Source organism: Ruegeria sp. BHSC043 (assembly GCF_059612985.1).
Genome location: NZ_JBXWRS010000002.1, coordinates 260,921 through 276,725, shown reverse-complemented (window position 1 = coordinate 276,725; position 15,805 = coordinate 260,921). Strand labels below are relative to the sequence as shown.

General features: G+C 64.3%; 16 protein-coding genes. 6 read left to right on the top strand and 10 right to left on the bottom strand.

Going from position 1 to position 15,805, the window contains the following annotated elements; genetic code table 11:
* Window positions 1–45: 45 nt before the first annotated feature.
* Complete coding sequence (locus AC2FMM_RS06430; protein WP_496678040.1) at window positions 46–408, bottom strand: nuclear transport factor 2 family protein; 363 nt, start codon at window positions 406–408, stop codon at window positions 46–48.
* Between the two features lie 109 nt (window positions 409–517).
* Here AC2FMM_RS06430 and AC2FMM_RS06425 point away from each other — a divergent pair, with 109 nt between their 5' ends.
* From AC2FMM_RS06425 to AC2FMM_RS06415, 3 genes are all read left to right on the top strand, one after another.
* On the top strand, window positions 518–2,125 hold the full coding sequence (locus AC2FMM_RS06425) for a peptide chain release factor 3 (RefSeq protein ID WP_496796099.1): 1,608 nt from the start codon (window positions 518–520) through the stop codon (window positions 2,123–2,125).
* Window positions 2,126–2,201: 76 nt separating this feature from the next.
* On the top strand, window positions 2,202–2,978 hold the full coding sequence (locus AC2FMM_RS06420; RefSeq protein ID WP_496678035.1) for a YiiX/YebB-like N1pC/P60 family cysteine hydrolase: 777 nt from the start codon (window positions 2,202–2,204) through the stop codon (window positions 2,976–2,978).
* A gap of 451 nt (window positions 2,979–3,429) precedes the next feature.
* Complete coding sequence (locus tag AC2FMM_RS06415; RefSeq protein ID WP_170459353.1) at window positions 3,430–4,818, top strand: DEAD/DEAH box helicase; 1,389 nt, start codon at window positions 3,430–3,432, stop codon at window positions 4,816–4,818.
* A 59-nt stretch (window positions 4,819–4,877) separates the two neighbouring features.
* Here AC2FMM_RS06415 and AC2FMM_RS06410 read toward each other — a convergent pair whose 3' ends face one another.
* The 3 genes from AC2FMM_RS06410 to AC2FMM_RS06400 are packed head-to-tail and all read right to left on the bottom strand — an operon-like array spanning window position 4,878 to window position 6,900.
* On the bottom strand, window positions 4,878–5,780 hold the full coding sequence (locus AC2FMM_RS06410; protein ID WP_496796098.1) for an EamA family transporter: 903 nt from the start codon (window positions 5,778–5,780) through the stop codon (window positions 4,878–4,880).
* Window positions 5,781–5,801: 21 nt separating this feature from the next.
* Entirely contained in the window at window positions 5,802–6,704 is a 903-nt protein-coding gene (locus AC2FMM_RS06405) for a fatty acid desaturase (protein ID WP_496796097.1), read from the bottom strand.
* Entirely contained in the window at window positions 6,697–6,900 is a 204-nt protein-coding gene (locus AC2FMM_RS06400) for a DUF2061 domain-containing protein (protein WP_170432309.1), read from the bottom strand. The genes AC2FMM_RS06405 and AC2FMM_RS06400 overlap by 8 nt, the downstream gene beginning before the upstream one ends.
* A 110-nt stretch (window positions 6,901–7,010) precedes the next feature.
* On the opposite strand from AC2FMM_RS06400, the gene AC2FMM_RS06395 reads away from it, so the two are divergent.
* Window positions 7,011–7,877, top strand: coding sequence for a helix-turn-helix domain-containing protein (locus AC2FMM_RS06395; RefSeq protein ID WP_496796096.1), 867 nt, complete (start codon window positions 7,011–7,013; stop codon window positions 7,875–7,877).
* Between the two features lie 90 nt (window positions 7,878–7,967).
* Window positions 7,968–8,150: a hypothetical protein gene (locus tag AC2FMM_RS06390; RefSeq protein ID WP_093962276.1), complete on the top strand. Its 183-nt coding sequence runs from the start codon at window positions 7,968–7,970 to the stop codon at window positions 8,148–8,150.
* Here AC2FMM_RS06390 and AC2FMM_RS06385 read toward each other — a convergent pair.
* The 3 genes from AC2FMM_RS06385 to bcoG all read right to left on the bottom strand — a co-directional run bounded on the left by AC2FMM_RS06385 (window position 8,147) and on the right by bcoG (window position 11,364).
* Window positions 8,147–8,908, bottom strand: coding sequence for an SDR family oxidoreductase (locus tag AC2FMM_RS06385; protein WP_496796095.1), 762 nt, complete (start codon window positions 8,906–8,908; stop codon window positions 8,147–8,149). The genes AC2FMM_RS06390 and AC2FMM_RS06385 overlap by 4 nt on opposite strands.
* Window positions 8,905–10,368 carry a carnitine 3-dehydrogenase gene (locus AC2FMM_RS06380; RefSeq protein ID WP_496796094.1) on the bottom strand — a complete coding sequence of 488 codons (1,464 nt, stop codon included), beginning with the start codon at window positions 10,366–10,368 and terminating at the stop codon, window positions 8,905–8,907. The genes AC2FMM_RS06385 and AC2FMM_RS06380 overlap by 4 nt, the downstream gene beginning before the upstream one ends.
* An 81-nt stretch (window positions 10,369–10,449) precedes the next feature.
* The gene (gene bcoG, locus AC2FMM_RS06375) at window positions 10,450–11,364 is read right to left on the bottom strand and encodes a 3-dehydrocarnitine:acetyl-CoA trimethylamine transferase BcoG (RefSeq protein ID WP_496686287.1); all 915 of its coding nucleotides are present in this window, start codon (window positions 11,362–11,364) and stop codon (window positions 10,450–10,452) included.
* A 133-nt stretch (window positions 11,365–11,497) separates the two neighbouring features.
* Between bcoG and AC2FMM_RS06370 the strand changes: the two genes are divergently transcribed.
* Window positions 11,498–12,484 (top strand): GlxA family transcriptional regulator, encoded by a 987-nt coding sequence (locus tag AC2FMM_RS06370; RefSeq protein WP_496678020.1) that lies wholly within the window; start codon window positions 11,498–11,500, stop codon window positions 12,482–12,484.
* Window positions 12,485–12,559: 75 nt separating this feature from the next.
* On the opposite strand, the gene AC2FMM_RS06365 is transcribed toward AC2FMM_RS06370, so the two are convergent.
* Genes AC2FMM_RS06365 through AC2FMM_RS06355 form a run of 3 tightly spaced genes read right to left on the bottom strand, consistent with a single transcriptional unit; the run spans window position 12,560 to window position 15,592 of the window.
* Window positions 12,560–13,606 carry an aldo/keto reductase gene (locus AC2FMM_RS06365; RefSeq protein WP_496727586.1) on the bottom strand — a complete coding sequence of 349 codons (1,047 nt, stop codon included), beginning with the start codon at window positions 13,604–13,606 and terminating at the stop codon, window positions 12,560–12,562.
* A gap of 47 nt (window positions 13,607–13,653) precedes the next feature.
* Window positions 13,654–14,115: a DNA polymerase III subunit chi gene (locus tag AC2FMM_RS06360; protein WP_496796093.1), complete on the bottom strand. Its 462-nt coding sequence runs from the start codon at window positions 14,113–14,115 to the stop codon at window positions 13,654–13,656.
* Window positions 14,116–14,119: 4 nt separating this feature from the next.
* Complete coding sequence (locus tag AC2FMM_RS06355; RefSeq protein ID WP_496796092.1) at window positions 14,120–15,592, bottom strand: leucyl aminopeptidase; 1,473 nt, start codon at window positions 15,590–15,592, stop codon at window positions 14,120–14,122.
* Window positions 15,593–15,805: the final 213 nt, after the last annotated feature.

Below are 15,805 nucleotides of genomic sequence, written 5' to 3'. Positions count from 1 at the left end.
GTCTAGCACCGGCTAGGCAAGGAAGACCAGATTGGCAGCGGCAAATCAGTAGAAGAACTCTTCGCGTACGATCTTTCCATCTGCCACGTGATAGACGCCGACCTCTTTCATATCAAAGACTTCACCGGTTTCCTTCACCTTGCCCTGAACCTCGAAGATCACGGCGAAGCGGTCTTCGCCGTGCAGGAACGGCTCGCTGACCGACGCGCCCGACACCTCGTGCGCGCCTTCCCACCAGTCGTGCTTGCCTCGGATGCCTTCAATGCCGTGGGTCTCGCGGCCCATGCCCTGCATGTCCATCGCTTCGACCGAAACGGCATCGGGCGCATACAGTTTTTCCAAATTCTCCTTGGCGCGGTCCTCGCGGCAGCCGGCCACCAGCTCCTGAGCGATTTCTTTCAAATTTATTGGTCCACTCCATTATTTGTTCACTATATGTTCTTCGTCGCACATCCGCCCGATTCGAACCACCCCCTTTGTCTTGCCTCGGCAGGATTCCCCGCCTATACGCGCGGTCATGCTTGATACCGCCTCGAACCAACCCACCCTGCCGCCCGAGATCGCCCGGCGCCGGACCTTTGCCATCATCTCGCACCCGGATGCGGGCAAGACGACCCTGACCGAAAAGTTTCTTCTGTATGGCGGCGCCATCCAGATGGCCGGACAGGTGCGCGCCAAGGGCGAGGCACGGCGCACGCGGTCGGACTTCATGCAGATGGAAAAGGACCGGGGCATTTCGGTCTCGGCCTCGGCCATGTCGTTTGACTATGGCCCCTACCGGTTCAACCTGGTCGATACGCCCGGCCACTCGGACTTCTCCGAAGACACCTATCGCACGCTGACTGCCGTTGACGCCGCAGTCATGGTGATCGACGGGGCCAAGGGCGTGGAAAGCCAGACGCAGAAGTTGTTCGAGGTCTGCCGCCTGCGCGACCTGCCCATCCTGACCTTCTGCAACAAGATGGACCGCGAAAGCCGCGATACGTTCGAGATCATCGACGAGATCCAGGAAATGCTGGCCATCGACGTGACCCCGGCCAGCTGGCCCATCGGCATGGGGCGCGATTTCATCGGCTGCTATGACATGCTGCGCGACCGGCTGGAGCTGATGGACCGCGCCGACCGCAACAGGGTGGCCGAAAGCATCGAGATCAACGGGCTGGAAGACCCCAAGCTGGCCGAGCACGTACCCGCGCATCTGCTGGACAAGCTGCTGGAAGAGGTCGAGATGGCGCGCGAACTGCTGCCCGCGCTGGACCCGCAGGCGGTTCTGGAAGGGCATATGACCCCGATCTGGTTCGGATCGGCCATCAACTCTTTCGGCGTCAAGGAACTGATGGAGGGTATCGGCCAATATGGCCCGCAGCCGCAGGTGCAATCGGCCGAACCGCGCCAGATTTCGCCGGACGAAAAGAAGGTGGCGGGCTTTGTCTTCAAGGTGCAGGCCAACATGGACCCCAAGCACCGCGACCGGGTGGCCTTTGTCCGCATGGCCAGCGGCCATTTCAAGCGCGGCATGAAGCTGACCCATGTGCGCACCAAGAAGCCCATGGCGGTGTCGAACCCGGTGCTGTTCCTCGCATCCGACCGGGAACTGGCCGAAGAGGCTTGGGCCGGCGACATCATCGGCATCCCCAACCACGGACAGTTGCGCATCGGCGACACTCTGACCGAGGGCGAGGCGATCCGCGTGACCGGCATCCCGTCCTTCGCGCCCGAACTGCTGCAGGGCGTGCGCGCCGGTGACCCGATGAAGGCCAAGCACCTGGAAAAGGCACTGATGCAGTTTGCCGAGGAAGGCGCGGCCAAGGTTTTCAAGCCGTCGATCGGCTCGGGCTTCATCGTCGGCGTGGTGGGGGCGTTGCAATTCGAAGTGCTGGCCAGCCGGATCGAGCTGGAATACGGCCTGCCCGTCCGGTTCGAGGCCTCGCAATTCACCAGTGCGCGCTGGGTGTCGGGCGACAAGGCCGAGATCGAGAGGTTCGTCAATGCCAACAAGCAGCACATCGCCCATGACCACGATGGCGACATCGTCTATCTGACCCGGCTTCAGTGGGACATCGACCGCGTGGTGCGCGACTATCCCAAACTGTCCTTGACCGCGACCAAGGAGATGATGACGTAATATCAACGGGTTTGTGATCCGGCCCGGACCGGATTGGGCGGTATACTGCCGTCGGACACAGCGCGGAGGATGCGGCATGAACAGGCTTCTGGGCACGGTTGGACGCGCACTGTCGCGGTTCATCGAAAAGCCGCTCAAAGGGTATCAGAGCTTTTCGACCACCACGCCCGAACGCCTGCGCCGCACCCTGCGGCCCTGCGACGTGCTGCTGGTCGAGGGCAACAGCCGGGTCGCCTCGGCGATCAAGTATCTCACCAACTCGACCTGGTCGCATGTGGCCTTCTACGCCGGGGGCGACGACCCCGACACCCAGATGATCGAGGCCGACCTGCAAGAGGGCGTGCGCGCGGTTCCGGTTTCACATTTCGCCCATCTCAATACTCGTATCTGCCGCCCCATCGGCCTGACCCCGGAAGACGAGGCGCAGATCATCGCCTTCATGCGCGGCAGTATCGGCAAGACCTATGACCTAAAGAACATCTTCGACCTGCTGCGGTATCTGCTTCCGAACCCGCCGGTTCCGGCCCGTTTTCGCCGCAAGATGCTGGAACTGGGCTCGGGTGACCCGACCCGCGCCATCTGCTCGACCCTGATCGCCGAGGCGTTCCAGAGCGTACGCTATCCGATCCTGCCGGTCCTGACCGAAGACTGCGACGCCGGCCAGGCCCGCGAGATCCTCAGCATCCGGCACCATTCGCTGTTCGCCCCGCGCGACTTTGACCTGTCGCCCTATTTCCGCATCGTGAAACCGACCATCGAATACGGGTTCGACTATCGCACCCTGACCTGGTCGGACCGGCCGCCCGGGCTCGATGCCCTGCCATCCGAACCCAACCGCAGCGCCGTGACATGACGACTGCGCCCGACCGGGCCTCGCCGCCTCGGGGGATGCCGTCGATGGTCGCGGGTCCACTTCCGACATCCTCGTCCGTGTCGCCCTCATCTGAATGCGGGGCGTGCCACATCCACCTCGATGAGCACGCCCGTACGACCTTTCGCACTCTGCGCAGCTTTTTCGACGAACCCGGCCGTGCCGACCCGAAGGTGTGCGGGGCATGATCCTGCACAGGCCGCTGGAACTCTAGGCGAATCCACTGAAAAACTTCCCCGGAAGTTGCTGAATTGTCGCGCCAAAAGCCCAATCACAGATGACGGCCACACATGAAGGCGACTTCATTTGACCCTGCCACACCTTTTTGTTATGTCCGCACCCAAGCCGAAACGCGCATGGTGCGCATGGCCATCCGGGCCCGGCATTTTTCATACGCGCGGGCCAGGTCAGTGTCCGCATGAACCGGACATACATGACGAAATTCACCGATCTGAACCTGAACCCGAAGGTCCTCAAAGCTATTGAGGAAGCCGGCTACGAAACCCCGACCCCAATCCAGGAAGGTGCCATTCCACCGGCGCTGGAAGGGCGAGACGTTCTGGGTATCGCCCAAACCGGCACAGGCAAGACCGCCAGCTTCACCCTGCCGATGATCACCCTGCTGGCGCGCGGCCGCGCCCGGGCGCGGATGCCGCGTTCGCTGGTGCTGTGCCCGACGCGGGAACTGGCGGCGCAGGTGGCGGAAAACTTCGACACCTACACCAAGCACCTGAAGCTGACCAAAGCGCTGCTGATCGGCGGCGTCAGCTTCAAAGAACAAGAGGCCCTGATCGACCGTGGCGTCGACGTTCTGATCGCCACGCCCGGCCGTCTGCTGGACCATTTCGAACGCGGCAAGCTGCTGCTGACCGGCGTGCAGATCATGGTCGTGGACGAGGCTGACCGGATGCTGGACATGGGGTTCATTCCCGATATCGAACGCATCTTCTCGCTGACGCCCTTTACCCGCCAGACGCTGTTTTTCTCGGCCACCATGGCGCCCGAGATCGAGCGGATTACCGACACTTTCCTGTCGGCCCCGGCACGGATCGAAGTGGCTCGTCAGGCCACCGCGTCCGAGACCATCGAACAGGGTGTCGTGATGGTCAAGGGCGGCCGCCGTGACCGCGAGGGCAGCACCAAGCGCAAGGTCCTGCGCGCACTGATCGATGCCGAAGGTGACAAATGCACCAACGCCATCATCTTCTGCAACCGCAAGACCGATGTGGATATCACCGCGAAATCGCTCAAGAAATATGGTTACAACGCCGCGCCGATCCACGGCGATCTGGACCAGTCGCAGCGGATGAAAACGCTGGACGGGTTCCGCGAGGGCTCAGTGCGTTTGCTGGTGGCGTCTGACGTGGCCGCGCGCGGGCTCGACATTCCGTCGGTCAGCCATGTGTTCAACTTCGACGTGCCCAGCCACCCCGAGGATTATGTGCACCGCATCGGCCGCACCGGCCGCGCCGGGCGCGAGGGCAAGGCGATCACCATCTGCTCGGCCCGCGATGAAAAGGCGCTGGATGCGATCGAGAAGCTGATCCAGAAAGAAATCCCGCGTCTCGACAACCCGGTTCAGGCCGAACCGGCCGAGGCCGAGGACAAAAAGCCCGAAAAGAAATCGCGCGCCTCGACCCGCAAGGATGAGGGCAAGAAAGACAAGCCCGCCAAGGACGCCGCCCCGAACGACAAACCTGCCAAGGAAAAACGTGGCAAAGGACGTGGGCGCCGCGATGATGGCGGAACGGCCGTCGTGGGCATGGGCGATCACCTGCCCAGCTTCATCGCTCTCAGCTTTGACGAACGCCGCGCGGGCTGACAGGCCTGCACGGCAAAAAGATCAGAAGGCGCACCGACCTCCGAGCGCCTTTTTGCATCTTAGATCGCTGCGACCAGGATCAGGATCGAGAGGCCCAGCAGGACCATCCCCGCAATCTCGCGCCGTGTCACCGCCTCGCGGAAGACCAGGACTGAGGCCATGAGGCTGAAAATCAGCTCCACCTGCCCCAGCGCCTTGACGTAGGCCGCGTTCTGCAGGCTGAAAGCCCAGAACCAGCAGAACGACCCGCCCAGGCTGGTCAGCCCGACGAAGATGCCGGTGCGCCGCGTGTCCCACACCGCGCGCAGCTCGGCCCGGTCGCGCCAAACCAGCCACAGCGCCATCGACAGGAACTGGATCGAGACCACGACCGCCAGCGTCACCAGCGCCCGGAACCAAGCCTCGCCATCGCCCAGTTGCAGCGACGCGCCGCGATAGCTGACCGCAGAAAAGGCGAACAAGACGCCCGACCCCAACCCCAGTTGCGAGGCGCGGTTGGTCAGGTGACGCCACCACGCCCCACTGCCGCCCGGCGTTTTCGACAACAGCAGAACCGCCAGCAGCCCCAGCAGGATGGCCCCGAACGCACCGGCCGAGACCCGGTCTCCCAGCACGATGAAACCGACGATGGCGGTCTGGATCACCTCGGTTTTCTTGAAGGTGATGCCGACGGCAAAGTTGCGCTGCTTGAACAGCGCCACGACGCAGATCGTAGCGAGGATCTGAGACACCCCACCGATGGCGGCATAGAGCCAGAACAGTCGCGGCAACGCCGGCAGCGGCAGACCGCTGAGCCGCATCGCCCCCGCCAGCCCCAGCAGCACCAGAGGCATCGAATAGGCAAAGCGCGCAAAGGTCGCGCCGGTCGCCGACAACTTCACGCTGCTCAGCGATTTCTGCAGCATGAAGCGCACCGTCTGAAAGGTGGCGGCGGCCAAGGTCACGGGAATCCACAAACTCATGGATTCCCTTCTGTCGTCAAATCAAGGTTTTGGCCAGAGCGGATGCGCCACCGGATCCTTGGCGCGCCAGAAATACTGCCGGAAGACCTGCCCGTACGAGCGATAGACATAGGCCTCGTTGCAGGCCAGATAGCGCTCTTTCCCTCGGCGATAGAGCGCGGGCAGTCTATACCATGGCGCCGCCGGGTTCACGTGATGAACGACATGCAAGTTGTTGTTCAGAAACAGAAAGGCAAGCGGTCCGCGGTCTTCGACGATAACCGTGCGGGCGCGCGATTTCTCGTGCGCGCGGTGTTCCAGAAAGGTGCGGATCTTGACCAGCGCCAGCCCCAGATAGGCCGCCAGAACGAAGGCCCAGACAGGCATCGCTGATTGCGCCACGATCCACAGAACCGCCGCCGCACCCGGCAGATGCAGGGCCCAGGCCAGCCAGATGTCGCGGTCCCCGCTTACCGCGCCGCGCCAGTCGTCGCGCATAAAGGCCAACTGGCCGATGATCGGACCCAGCACCATGCGCCCCAACAGCGTGTTGTTCGCCTGATAGACCCACCGCTGCCATCGCGGCAGCCTGATCCAGACCGCCGGGTCCAGATAGTTGGATTCCGGATCGTCGTAAGGGTCGGTCAGGTTGGCATCCTGATGGTGCGCCAGATGCAGATCGCGGAAGCGGTTGTAGGGGATGAACAGGGTCAGCGGCAGCGCCATCAGCGCCTCGTTCAGCCACTTTGCGCGGAACGGATGGCCGTGCAGCGCCTCATGCGTAAGGGATGAGTGCAGCGCCGCGACACCACCCATCATCGGCACCGCCAGCCAGAGCGACCACGCCGCCACACCGAAAATCGCGATCAGCCAAAGGGCATAGCAGGCAACGATCAGCGCAAAGGTCGGCCATTCGGGGGACTTGGGAGTGGTCGCCTCAGCCATGCCGTCCCCAGGAGATTCCGGCCCAGATGCGTTCGTAAATCACGTAGAGCGTCAGGCCGATGGCCGTGTTCACCACCGCCAATGCGCCGCCGACAGCGGCCGAGCCGGTGGCGATCAGCCCCACCACGGTCATGACCGCAAGGCCCATCGCATTCCAAATGATTGCTTTCACGACAGATCTTCGCCGCGTTTCCATTCCGGTCCCCAGTCTTTTTTGCTTTTCACCAAAGCGTTACCTGCCAGTGGCGCTGTCGAGAATTCCGAATATGATTAACAAATCTCAGCGTCCGTGATATTTATCAACAAATGCAGGAAAATTTCGACAAACGAGACCGCGCCGCGCAGTTCCGCCTGCGCCTGGCCCGAGCGATGGCGCAGCGGAACATGAGCCAAAGCGCGCTGGCGCGCACCATCGGGGTCGATCGCTCGACCGTTTCCCAGTTGCTGACCGATACGGGCGCACGCCTGCCCAACGCCCATGTTGTGGGCAGCTGCGCCTCGGCTCTGGGGGTGTCGGCGGATTGGCTGCTCAGCCTCTCGGACCGCCCTGAAAGCGCGGCCGAGCTGCTGGCCAGCTCGCTCACCATGACCGAGGCACCCCGCGCGCTGGTCGATGAGCGCATCTTTGAATGGCACCAGCAGGCCGCGGGTTACAAGATCCGCTATGTTCCGGCCACTCTGCCCGACATGCTGAAAACCCGCGCCGTGCTGGAATGGGAATACGCGCCGCATCTGGGCCGAACCGCCGACCAGGCCATCGGCGCCTCCGAGGACCGCCTGACCTGGATGCGCGGTGCCCAGTCCGATTATGAAATCGCTATGCCGCTGTATGAGATTCAAAGCTTTGCCCATGGCACCGGCTATTATGATGGACTGCCCCTGCAGGCGCGGCTGGACCAGATCGATCACATGCTCGAGCTGTGCGAGCAGCTGTATCCGCGTATGCGCATCTACCTGTTCGATGCCAAGCGGCTCTATTCCGCGCCGGTTACCATCTTTGGTCCGCTGCTATGCGTGTTCTATGTCGGCAGCCATTACATGGCCTTTCGCGACCGGGACCGGATCGAGGTTTTTACGCGCCATTTCGATACCTTGGTCCGCGAAGCCGATCTGACCGCCCGGCATTTCCCGACCCATCTGCGCCAACTGCGCGCCGCCATTTCGGCGGGGTGACACCAGTCCACGGGTGCAATTTCCCACCCGATCCCCTATAGTGAGGTGCGCGAAAATCCGAACGATCCGACCCAAAGGAGGATATCAGGAATGGACGCTCTCAAAACCGCTCAATACGCGCGCGCCCTCTACTCGGCGCATGGCGACAAGGCCGAGGCCGAAGCCGCCCAGAAAGCCCGCGAATTCGAAGCCGCCGGAAACGTGGAAGAGGCACAGAACTGGCAGGCCGTTCGCGCCTCGATCCGCCAGATGCGCGGCCCCAACCAGGGCTAGAGCTTGGGGTCGGGGTTCACGGTATGCCCATCGACGGCAATGACCTGGCCCGACACCAACCGTGCCGCATCCGAGGCCAGGAACACCGCCATGGCGGCAATGTCATGGGCTTCGACGAAGCGGCCCATCGAAGTGCCCGCCGCATAGCCCTGATAGACCTGATCGCGGGTCATGCCCTTGGCGGCCGCTTCGCGCTGCAGCACGCCCTCCATCCGCGGGCCTTCCACGGCCCCCGGACAGATGACGTTACATCGCACTCCGTGCGGCCCCAGTTCCATCGCCAGGGTCTTGCCCAGTCCGATCACCGCCCATTTCGCCGCCGCATAGGGCGCACGGTTGGGATAGCCGTACTGCCCGGCGGTCGAGGATGTGATCAGCACCACGCCGCGTCCCTGCCGTTTGAGCATCGGCGCCGCGTATTTCGCGCACAGAAACGCCCCATCCAGATTGACGGAAATACATTTTTGCCAATCGCTTAGCGCAACATCCTCGACCAATGCGGTCGGCCCCGCGATACCCGCATTCGCGCACAGAACGTCCATACCGCCCCACTGCGCCGCGATCTCGCCGAACAGCGCTGCGACGGCGGCCTCATCCGACACATCGACCTGCGACCGCCCCCAGTGATCCGGGCAGGCCTGAAGCGCCTCGGCGTCCACATCCGCCACCCAGACCTGAGCGCCGGCGTCGTCGAACGCCTCGGCCATCGCGCGCCCCACGCCCGAGGCACCGGCGGTGATCAGAACCCGCCCGGTCATACCGGTTTGCGGATCGCCGCCCCTGCGCCCTCGGGATAGGGCAACCCGGCCTGCGCTTCGGCGATGCGGGCCATCGCGGCTTCGATCTGCGGAGACGGCGCACAGGGCCGACGGGTTTCCAGGCTGACATGCAGCAGAAAGCTCTCGCCCGTGGCCAGCAATTTGTCGCCCTCGTACATGCTGTGGAACAGGTGCAGCTTCTTGCCCTCGCCCAACAACATCTGCGTGCGCACCTCGATTTTCGCCCCGGCATGGGCCTCGTCCAGATACCGGATGTGATTTTCAGCGGTGAAATAGCTGCCGCCCGAGGCGATGTAGTCGGCATCGCAGCCGATGATTTCCATGAAGCGGTCGGTCGCGGCAGCAAAGGCCTCGAGATATCGCGCCTCGTTCATGTGACCGTTGTAGTCGGTCCAGTCCAGCGGCACCGCGCGGGCCAGCGTCAGGATCGGCTGGCTCAGGTCTGCCTGATCCAGCGTCGGCAGGGCACCCGGCTTCAGCAGCGCGTCATACTGGTTCAGTAATGCCCCCGCGCCCCAGTCGCGCGCCTTCAACGCCCGCATCATGCCCACCAGATTGTTGTCACGAATCCGCTCCAGCTCGCGGATCGAATGCATCCCCGATTGCGCGTCCGACTGGTCGGCGATCATGTCGACCAAATCGTCGGTGAACTCGGGCACGTCCATCAGCTTGGTCCAGGGCCATTTCAGCGCTGGCCCGAACTGGGCCATGAAATGCCGCATCCCGGCCTCGCCCCCAGCCACACGATAGGTTTCGAACAGGCCCATCTGCGCCCAACGGATGCCAAAGCCCATGCGGATCGCCTCGTCCACCTCCTCGGTCGTGGCCACGCCGTCCTTGACCAGCCACAGCGCCTCGCGCCAGACGGCCTCGAGGAACCGGTCGGCGATATGCGCGTCGATCTCCTTGCGGACCTGCAGCGGGAAGAATCCGACCGAGCGCAACACGTCCTTGGCCTGCGCGACCAGTTCGGGCGTGTTGGCGGCCGAGGGCACCAGCTCGACCAGCGGCAGCAGATAGACCGGGTTGAACGGGTGCGTCACCACGATCTGTTCGGGCCGCAACGCGCCTTCCTGCAGCTCGGACGGCTTGAACCCGCTGGTCGAGGACCCGATGATCGCCCCCGGATCGCAGGCCTCCTGCAGCCCCTTGTAAACCTTCAGCTTCAGGTCCAGCCGCTCGGGCACGCTCTCCTGTATCCAAGTGGCCCCCTGCACCGCGTCGGCCATGTCGCCGTGAAAGCTCAGCGCGCCCATGGGCGGCAGCGGTACATCGCTCAGCCCGGGCAACGACCGCCGCGCGTTGTCTAGGACCTCGCCGATCTTGCGCTCGGCTTCGGGGTCCGGGTCGAACACCCGCACATTCCAGCCATTCAGCAGAAACCGCGCGGCCCATCCGCCGCCGATCACGCCACCACCGATGATCGCTGCCGTCTTCATCTTCTCTCCTTCGCCCCAAGCGTCCACACGGCATCTGGGGCCATCGTTGTTTGACAGAATTTCCGAGGGTCGCCCCGCTCGTCAGGTTGCCACAGGCGCCCGTTTGACCAATCCCAACTTCTCGCGCACTTCAGCCGGGCCGATCACCCGCGCGCCCATGTTCGCGATGATTGTTCCGGCGCGTTCGACCAGTTGCCAGTTTTCAGCCAGCACCCCCTTGTCCAGCCACAGGTTATCCTCGAGCCCCACGCGCACGTTGCCGCCCGCCAAAACCGAGGCCGCCACGTAGGCCATCTGATGCCGCCCCAGCGAGAACGCGCTGAAAGTCCAGTCGTCGGGCACGTTGTTCACCATCGCCATGAAGGTGTTCAGGTCATCCGGCGCGCCCCACGGGACGCCCATGCACAGCTGCACCAGCGCATTCGGGGCCAGAACGCCCTCTTTCACCAGTTGCTTGGCAAACCACAGATGGCCAGTGTCAAAGGCCTCGATCTCGGGCTTCACGCCCAGATCGGTCATCATCTGCCCCATCGCCCGCAACGCGCCGGGCGTGTTGGTCATCACATAGTCGGCCTCGGCAAAGTTCATGGTGCCGCAATCCAGGGTGCAGATTTCGGGCAGACACTCGGCCACATGCGCCACCCGTTCCGACGCACCGATCATGTCGGTCCCCTCGGCCACGGGAAACGGGGCTTCGACCCCGCCGAACACGATGTCGCCACCCATGCCGGCGGTCAGGTTCAGAACCACGTCCACCTCGGCATCGCGGATGCGGTCGGTCACCTCGCGATACAGGTCCAGACGGCGGCTGGGCGCGCCGGTTTCGGGGTCGCGCACATGGCAATGCACCACCGCCGCCCCGGCCTTGGCGGCCGCGATGGCGCTGTCGGCGATCTGCTTGGGTGAACGCGGCACATGCGGGCTGCGATCCTGCGTCCCGCCCGAGCCGGTCACGGCGCAGGTAATGAAAACTTCGCGGTTCATTTCCAAAGGCATGGTGTTATCCCCAGGTTATACCGGGCTTCGCCATGGGTTTTCCCCAGGCTTCTCCCCGGATTCCGATTTGCGTCTGGCCCCGACTCTGGCGCAGCCTTGAGCAGACAACTTGCCAGAATGCGAATCAGACTTGATGAAATCCGCAAAAAACATCCTCCAGCCCGAGCACCGCGCGCTGAAAACCGCCGTTCTGGTGCTGGACGAGTGCAACACGCTCAGCTTTGCCTCGGCGGTGGACCCGATGCGCGCCGCCAACCGGCTGGCCGACCGCCCAGCCTTCGACTGGGACTACGTGACCGCCACGCCCGAGCCGGCGATGCTGACCAGCGCATTGCAAGTGCCGGGCATCCCGCTCGCGCGTCTCGACCACTGCGACCTGATGATCGTGATCGCGGGGTTCAATCTGGTGCGCCACGCCACGCCCAGCCTTCTGGCCGGGCTGCGTCGCATCGCCAATACCGGTGCCACGATGGCGGGCATTGACGGAGGCCCATGGCTGCTGGCCGAAGCAGGGCTGCTTGACGGTCACGCCGCCACCACCCATTGGGAGGATCTCGAGACCTTCGCCACCCGTTTCCCCGAAGTCGACGTGCGCCCCGATCGGTTCACCGTGTCCGGCAACCGCCTGACCTCGGGCGGCGCGATCCCCGCGGTCGAGATGATGCTGCATGTCATCGCCGCCCGCCATGGCGCCGGCTTCGCGGCCCGGGTCTCGGGCCTGTTTCTTTACGAAGGTGCCCCCGAACCCGGCAGACCGCAGAGCCGCACTGGCGCACCGCACCGCCACAGCGCCCTGACCGCCCGCGCCAACGCGATCATGCAGGCCTCGCTGGACGACCCGCTGCCCCTGGCCGACATCGCAAAGGCCCTGGGAACCAGCCCGCGCACCCTGCAGCAACAGTTCCGCCTGCGGCTGAATACCACGCCGCAGGACCACTACCTGCAACTGCGCCTTGCCGAGGCCCGCCGTCTGGTCACCGACACCGACATGCCGCTGATGGACGTGGCGCAAGCCACGGGGTTCACGTCACAATCCAGCTTTGCGCGCGCGTTCCGCACCGCGCACGGGCAGTCCGCCCGTGACCTCAGACAAGACCGCACCCAGCCCACTCATCACTGACGCGCGCAAGCTTCATCTGGCAAAAAAATATCCCTGGGGAGTCGCCAAGGGCGACGGGGGCAGCGCCCCCATCGCTTAATACGGCATCGGATGCGCGCGATGGGCCGCGTTGATCTCGGCCAAAATCTCATCCGACAGCACGACATCCCGCCCCTCCAGGATCCGCTCCAGCTGCACCTGCGTGGTCGCGCCGAAGATGACCGAGGTCATGAAAGGCCGTGCCTGGCACCAGGCCAGCGCCATGTGCACCGGGTCCAGCCCGTGTTTCGCGGCAATCGCCAGATAGGCCTCGACCGCGTCGAACACCCGGTCGCCCTTGCGCCCGCCCATCTGCGGCACGATTGACATGCGCGATCCCTCGGGCACCGCCCCGCTCTGATACTTGCCAGTCAGAAACCCGGCAGCCAGCGGCGAAAATGCCAGCAGACCCACATCCTCATAGGCACTCAGCTCGGCCATGTCGGTGTCATACAGGCGGCACAGCAGGGAATACTCGTTCTGGACCGACGCCACCCGTGGTGCCCCCAACTCGTCGGACAGGCGCAGCCACTGGGCGGTGCCCCAGGCGCTTTCGTTCGACAGGCCGAAGGCGCGGATATTGCCCTTGTCCACCTGCGACTGCAGCGCCTCGAGGCATTCGCGCATGTTGTCCAGAACCGCCTGCCGATCACCGCCTGACGGGTCGTAGTCCCAATTCTGTCGGAACATGTAGCTGCCGCGGTTGGGCCAGTGGAACTGATAGAGGTCGATGTAATCGGTCCGCAGACGCCGCAGAGACCCCTCGATGGCGCCCGGGATGGTCGCAGCCGAGATCGGCGCACCATCCCGCACGGCGGCCAGGCCCTCCCCCGAATGCTTGGTCGCCAGAACATACTCGGCCCTCCGCGCCGGATGGGCGGCGTTCCAATTGCCCAGAATCTCCTCAGTGCGGCCGATCGTGTCCTTCGACACCGGGTTCACCGGGTACATTTCGGCGGTATCGACGAAATTGATCCCCGCCGCCAGTGCCGTGTCCATCTGCCGATGCGCGTCGGCCTCGGCGGTTTGTGTGCCGAAAGTCATCGTGCCCAGGCACAGGTCCGACACCTCGATCCCCGTGCGGCCCAAAGGCTTCAACTTCATTGCAATCTCTCCTGTCCTCGCGGGCGGTCGCACCGCCCGTGGCCGCATCACCCGGATTCGGCCTTTTTCTCCCAACGGCCCGACTCCTCGGACCAGTACTGGGCGGCGCAGCCCGCCCCGGTCAACGTCTTCCACTGCCCCCGCGCATGATCCAGCGCCTGCGGGTCGTTCCCGTCGAACAGGATGCAGACCCGCTCCAACGCAGTCACCTCGTCGGCGGTCACATCGGCCCCGTCCACCGCCATCAGACAGGCCGGGTGGTTGGCGGCCTCGGGTCCGGTGGTCAGCAGGATGGGCTGCATCGCGTCATGCGGCCCGCCCGCGCGCCCATGCGGCAGAAACGATTCCTCGGGGTCCAGCCACAGCCTTTCGTCCAGCCAGTCCATCCGCGCGGGGTCTGTGCCCCGCACGGCAATCCGCCACCCGGCCTGCCGCGCCTTGTCCAGCAGCACCGGCAAGGTGTGCTCCAGCGGGTGACGGGTCAGGTGGTAGAAATAGACGGCGCCCATCGGCCTACTCGAAATTGTCCTGCACGAAGCGGTTCAGCGCCCGCACGCCCCATCCGGTCGCGCCTTTGGGCGCATAGTTGGTTTCCTTCGCCACCGAGGCCACACCGGCGATGTCCAGATGGATCCAGGGCGTGTCTTCTTTGACGAAACGCCGCAGGAACTGCGCCGCGGTGATCGACCCGGCGGGCCGGCCGCCCACGTTCTTGATGTCGGCGATGCGGGACTCCAGCTGCTTGTCATAGGCCTCGCCCAGCGGCATCCGCCACGCGCCTTCGTCCTCGGCCCGGGCCGCCTTCAGGAACGCGTCGCAGAAGGTGTCGTTGTTGGAAAACACGCCTGCGTTTTCATGCCCCAGCCCGATGATGATGGCGCCGGTCAGGGTTGCCAGATCTATCATGCCCACCGGTTTGAACCGCTCCTGTGCGTACCACATTACGTCGCACAGCACCAATCGGCCCTCGGCGTCGGTGTTGATGATCTCGACCGTGTCGCCCTTCATCGACTTGACCACGTCGCCCGGGCGAATGGCATTGCCCGAGGGCATGTTCTCGACCAGCCCGACCAGACCCACAACATTGGCCTTGGCGTTGCGCTTGGCCAGCGCGCGCATGGTGCCGGCCACGACCCCGGCGCCACCCATATCCATGGTCATGTCTTCCATCCCAGCCGCGGGCTTCAGGGAAATCCCGCCGGTGTCGAACACGACCCCCTTGCCCACCAGCGCCAGCGGCGCGTCATCGGCGTCGCCGCCGTTCCACTGCATCACCACCACCTTGGATGGGCTGTGCGACCCCTGTCCGACGCTCAGCAAGGTGCGCATGCCCAGCTTGGTCAGATCGTCCTCGTCCAGCACCTCGACCTTAAGGCCCAGATCTTCCATCTCTTTCAGACGGTCGGCGAATTCGGTGGTGGTCAGCACATTGGCCGGTTCATTGGTCAGGTCACGGGTCATGCGCACGCCATCGGCCACCGCATACAAGGGCGCGAACGCGGCCTCGGCATCGTCGGCCTTGACATGGCAGATGGTCACGGCGCCCTGCGCGTCATCCGCGTCGGCCTTGGTTTTGTGCGCATCGAACGCATAGCTGCGCAAAGCGATGCCCATGGCCAGATCCTCGACCCGCGCTTGGTTGCCCGCCATCACCAGCAGTTCCTTGCCCGCGGCCAACTTGGCCAGCGCGGCGCCGCCTTTGCGCGCCTCGTCCGCGTCGGGCCGGCGCGGCAGGACCAGGACATCCAGCGCCTCGGCCGCCATGCCGCAGGGCCAGGCCAACGAGATCACCTCGCCCGTCTTGGCCTTGCCGAACCGCGCACTTTCAATCAGCCGGGCAATGGCCCCGCGTGTCAGCCGGTTGGCCCGGCGGGCGACGGGGTTCAACTTGCCATCGGCGGGGATGATGATGGCCACACGCCCCTCGGCCTGCGCCATCAGGTCCAGATCTTGGGATTGGAAGCGGATCGGTACCAGACTGCTCATTTCTTGCTCCTGAAAGACTCTGCCCCCAGACCTAGCCCGCAGGCGCGGCATTGACCAGATAGCAGTTTTCCCCGCCAACCAATTGCATTAAGGTCGCCCGAAAATGAACGGCAGGTCCGGGGGGACAATTTGGCACCAAACGGCAGGCACAGGCCGTCGCAGAAACGGACAGGCACAGGCGAATCCGCCAAAGAGGCCTGGTCGGAGGTGCGG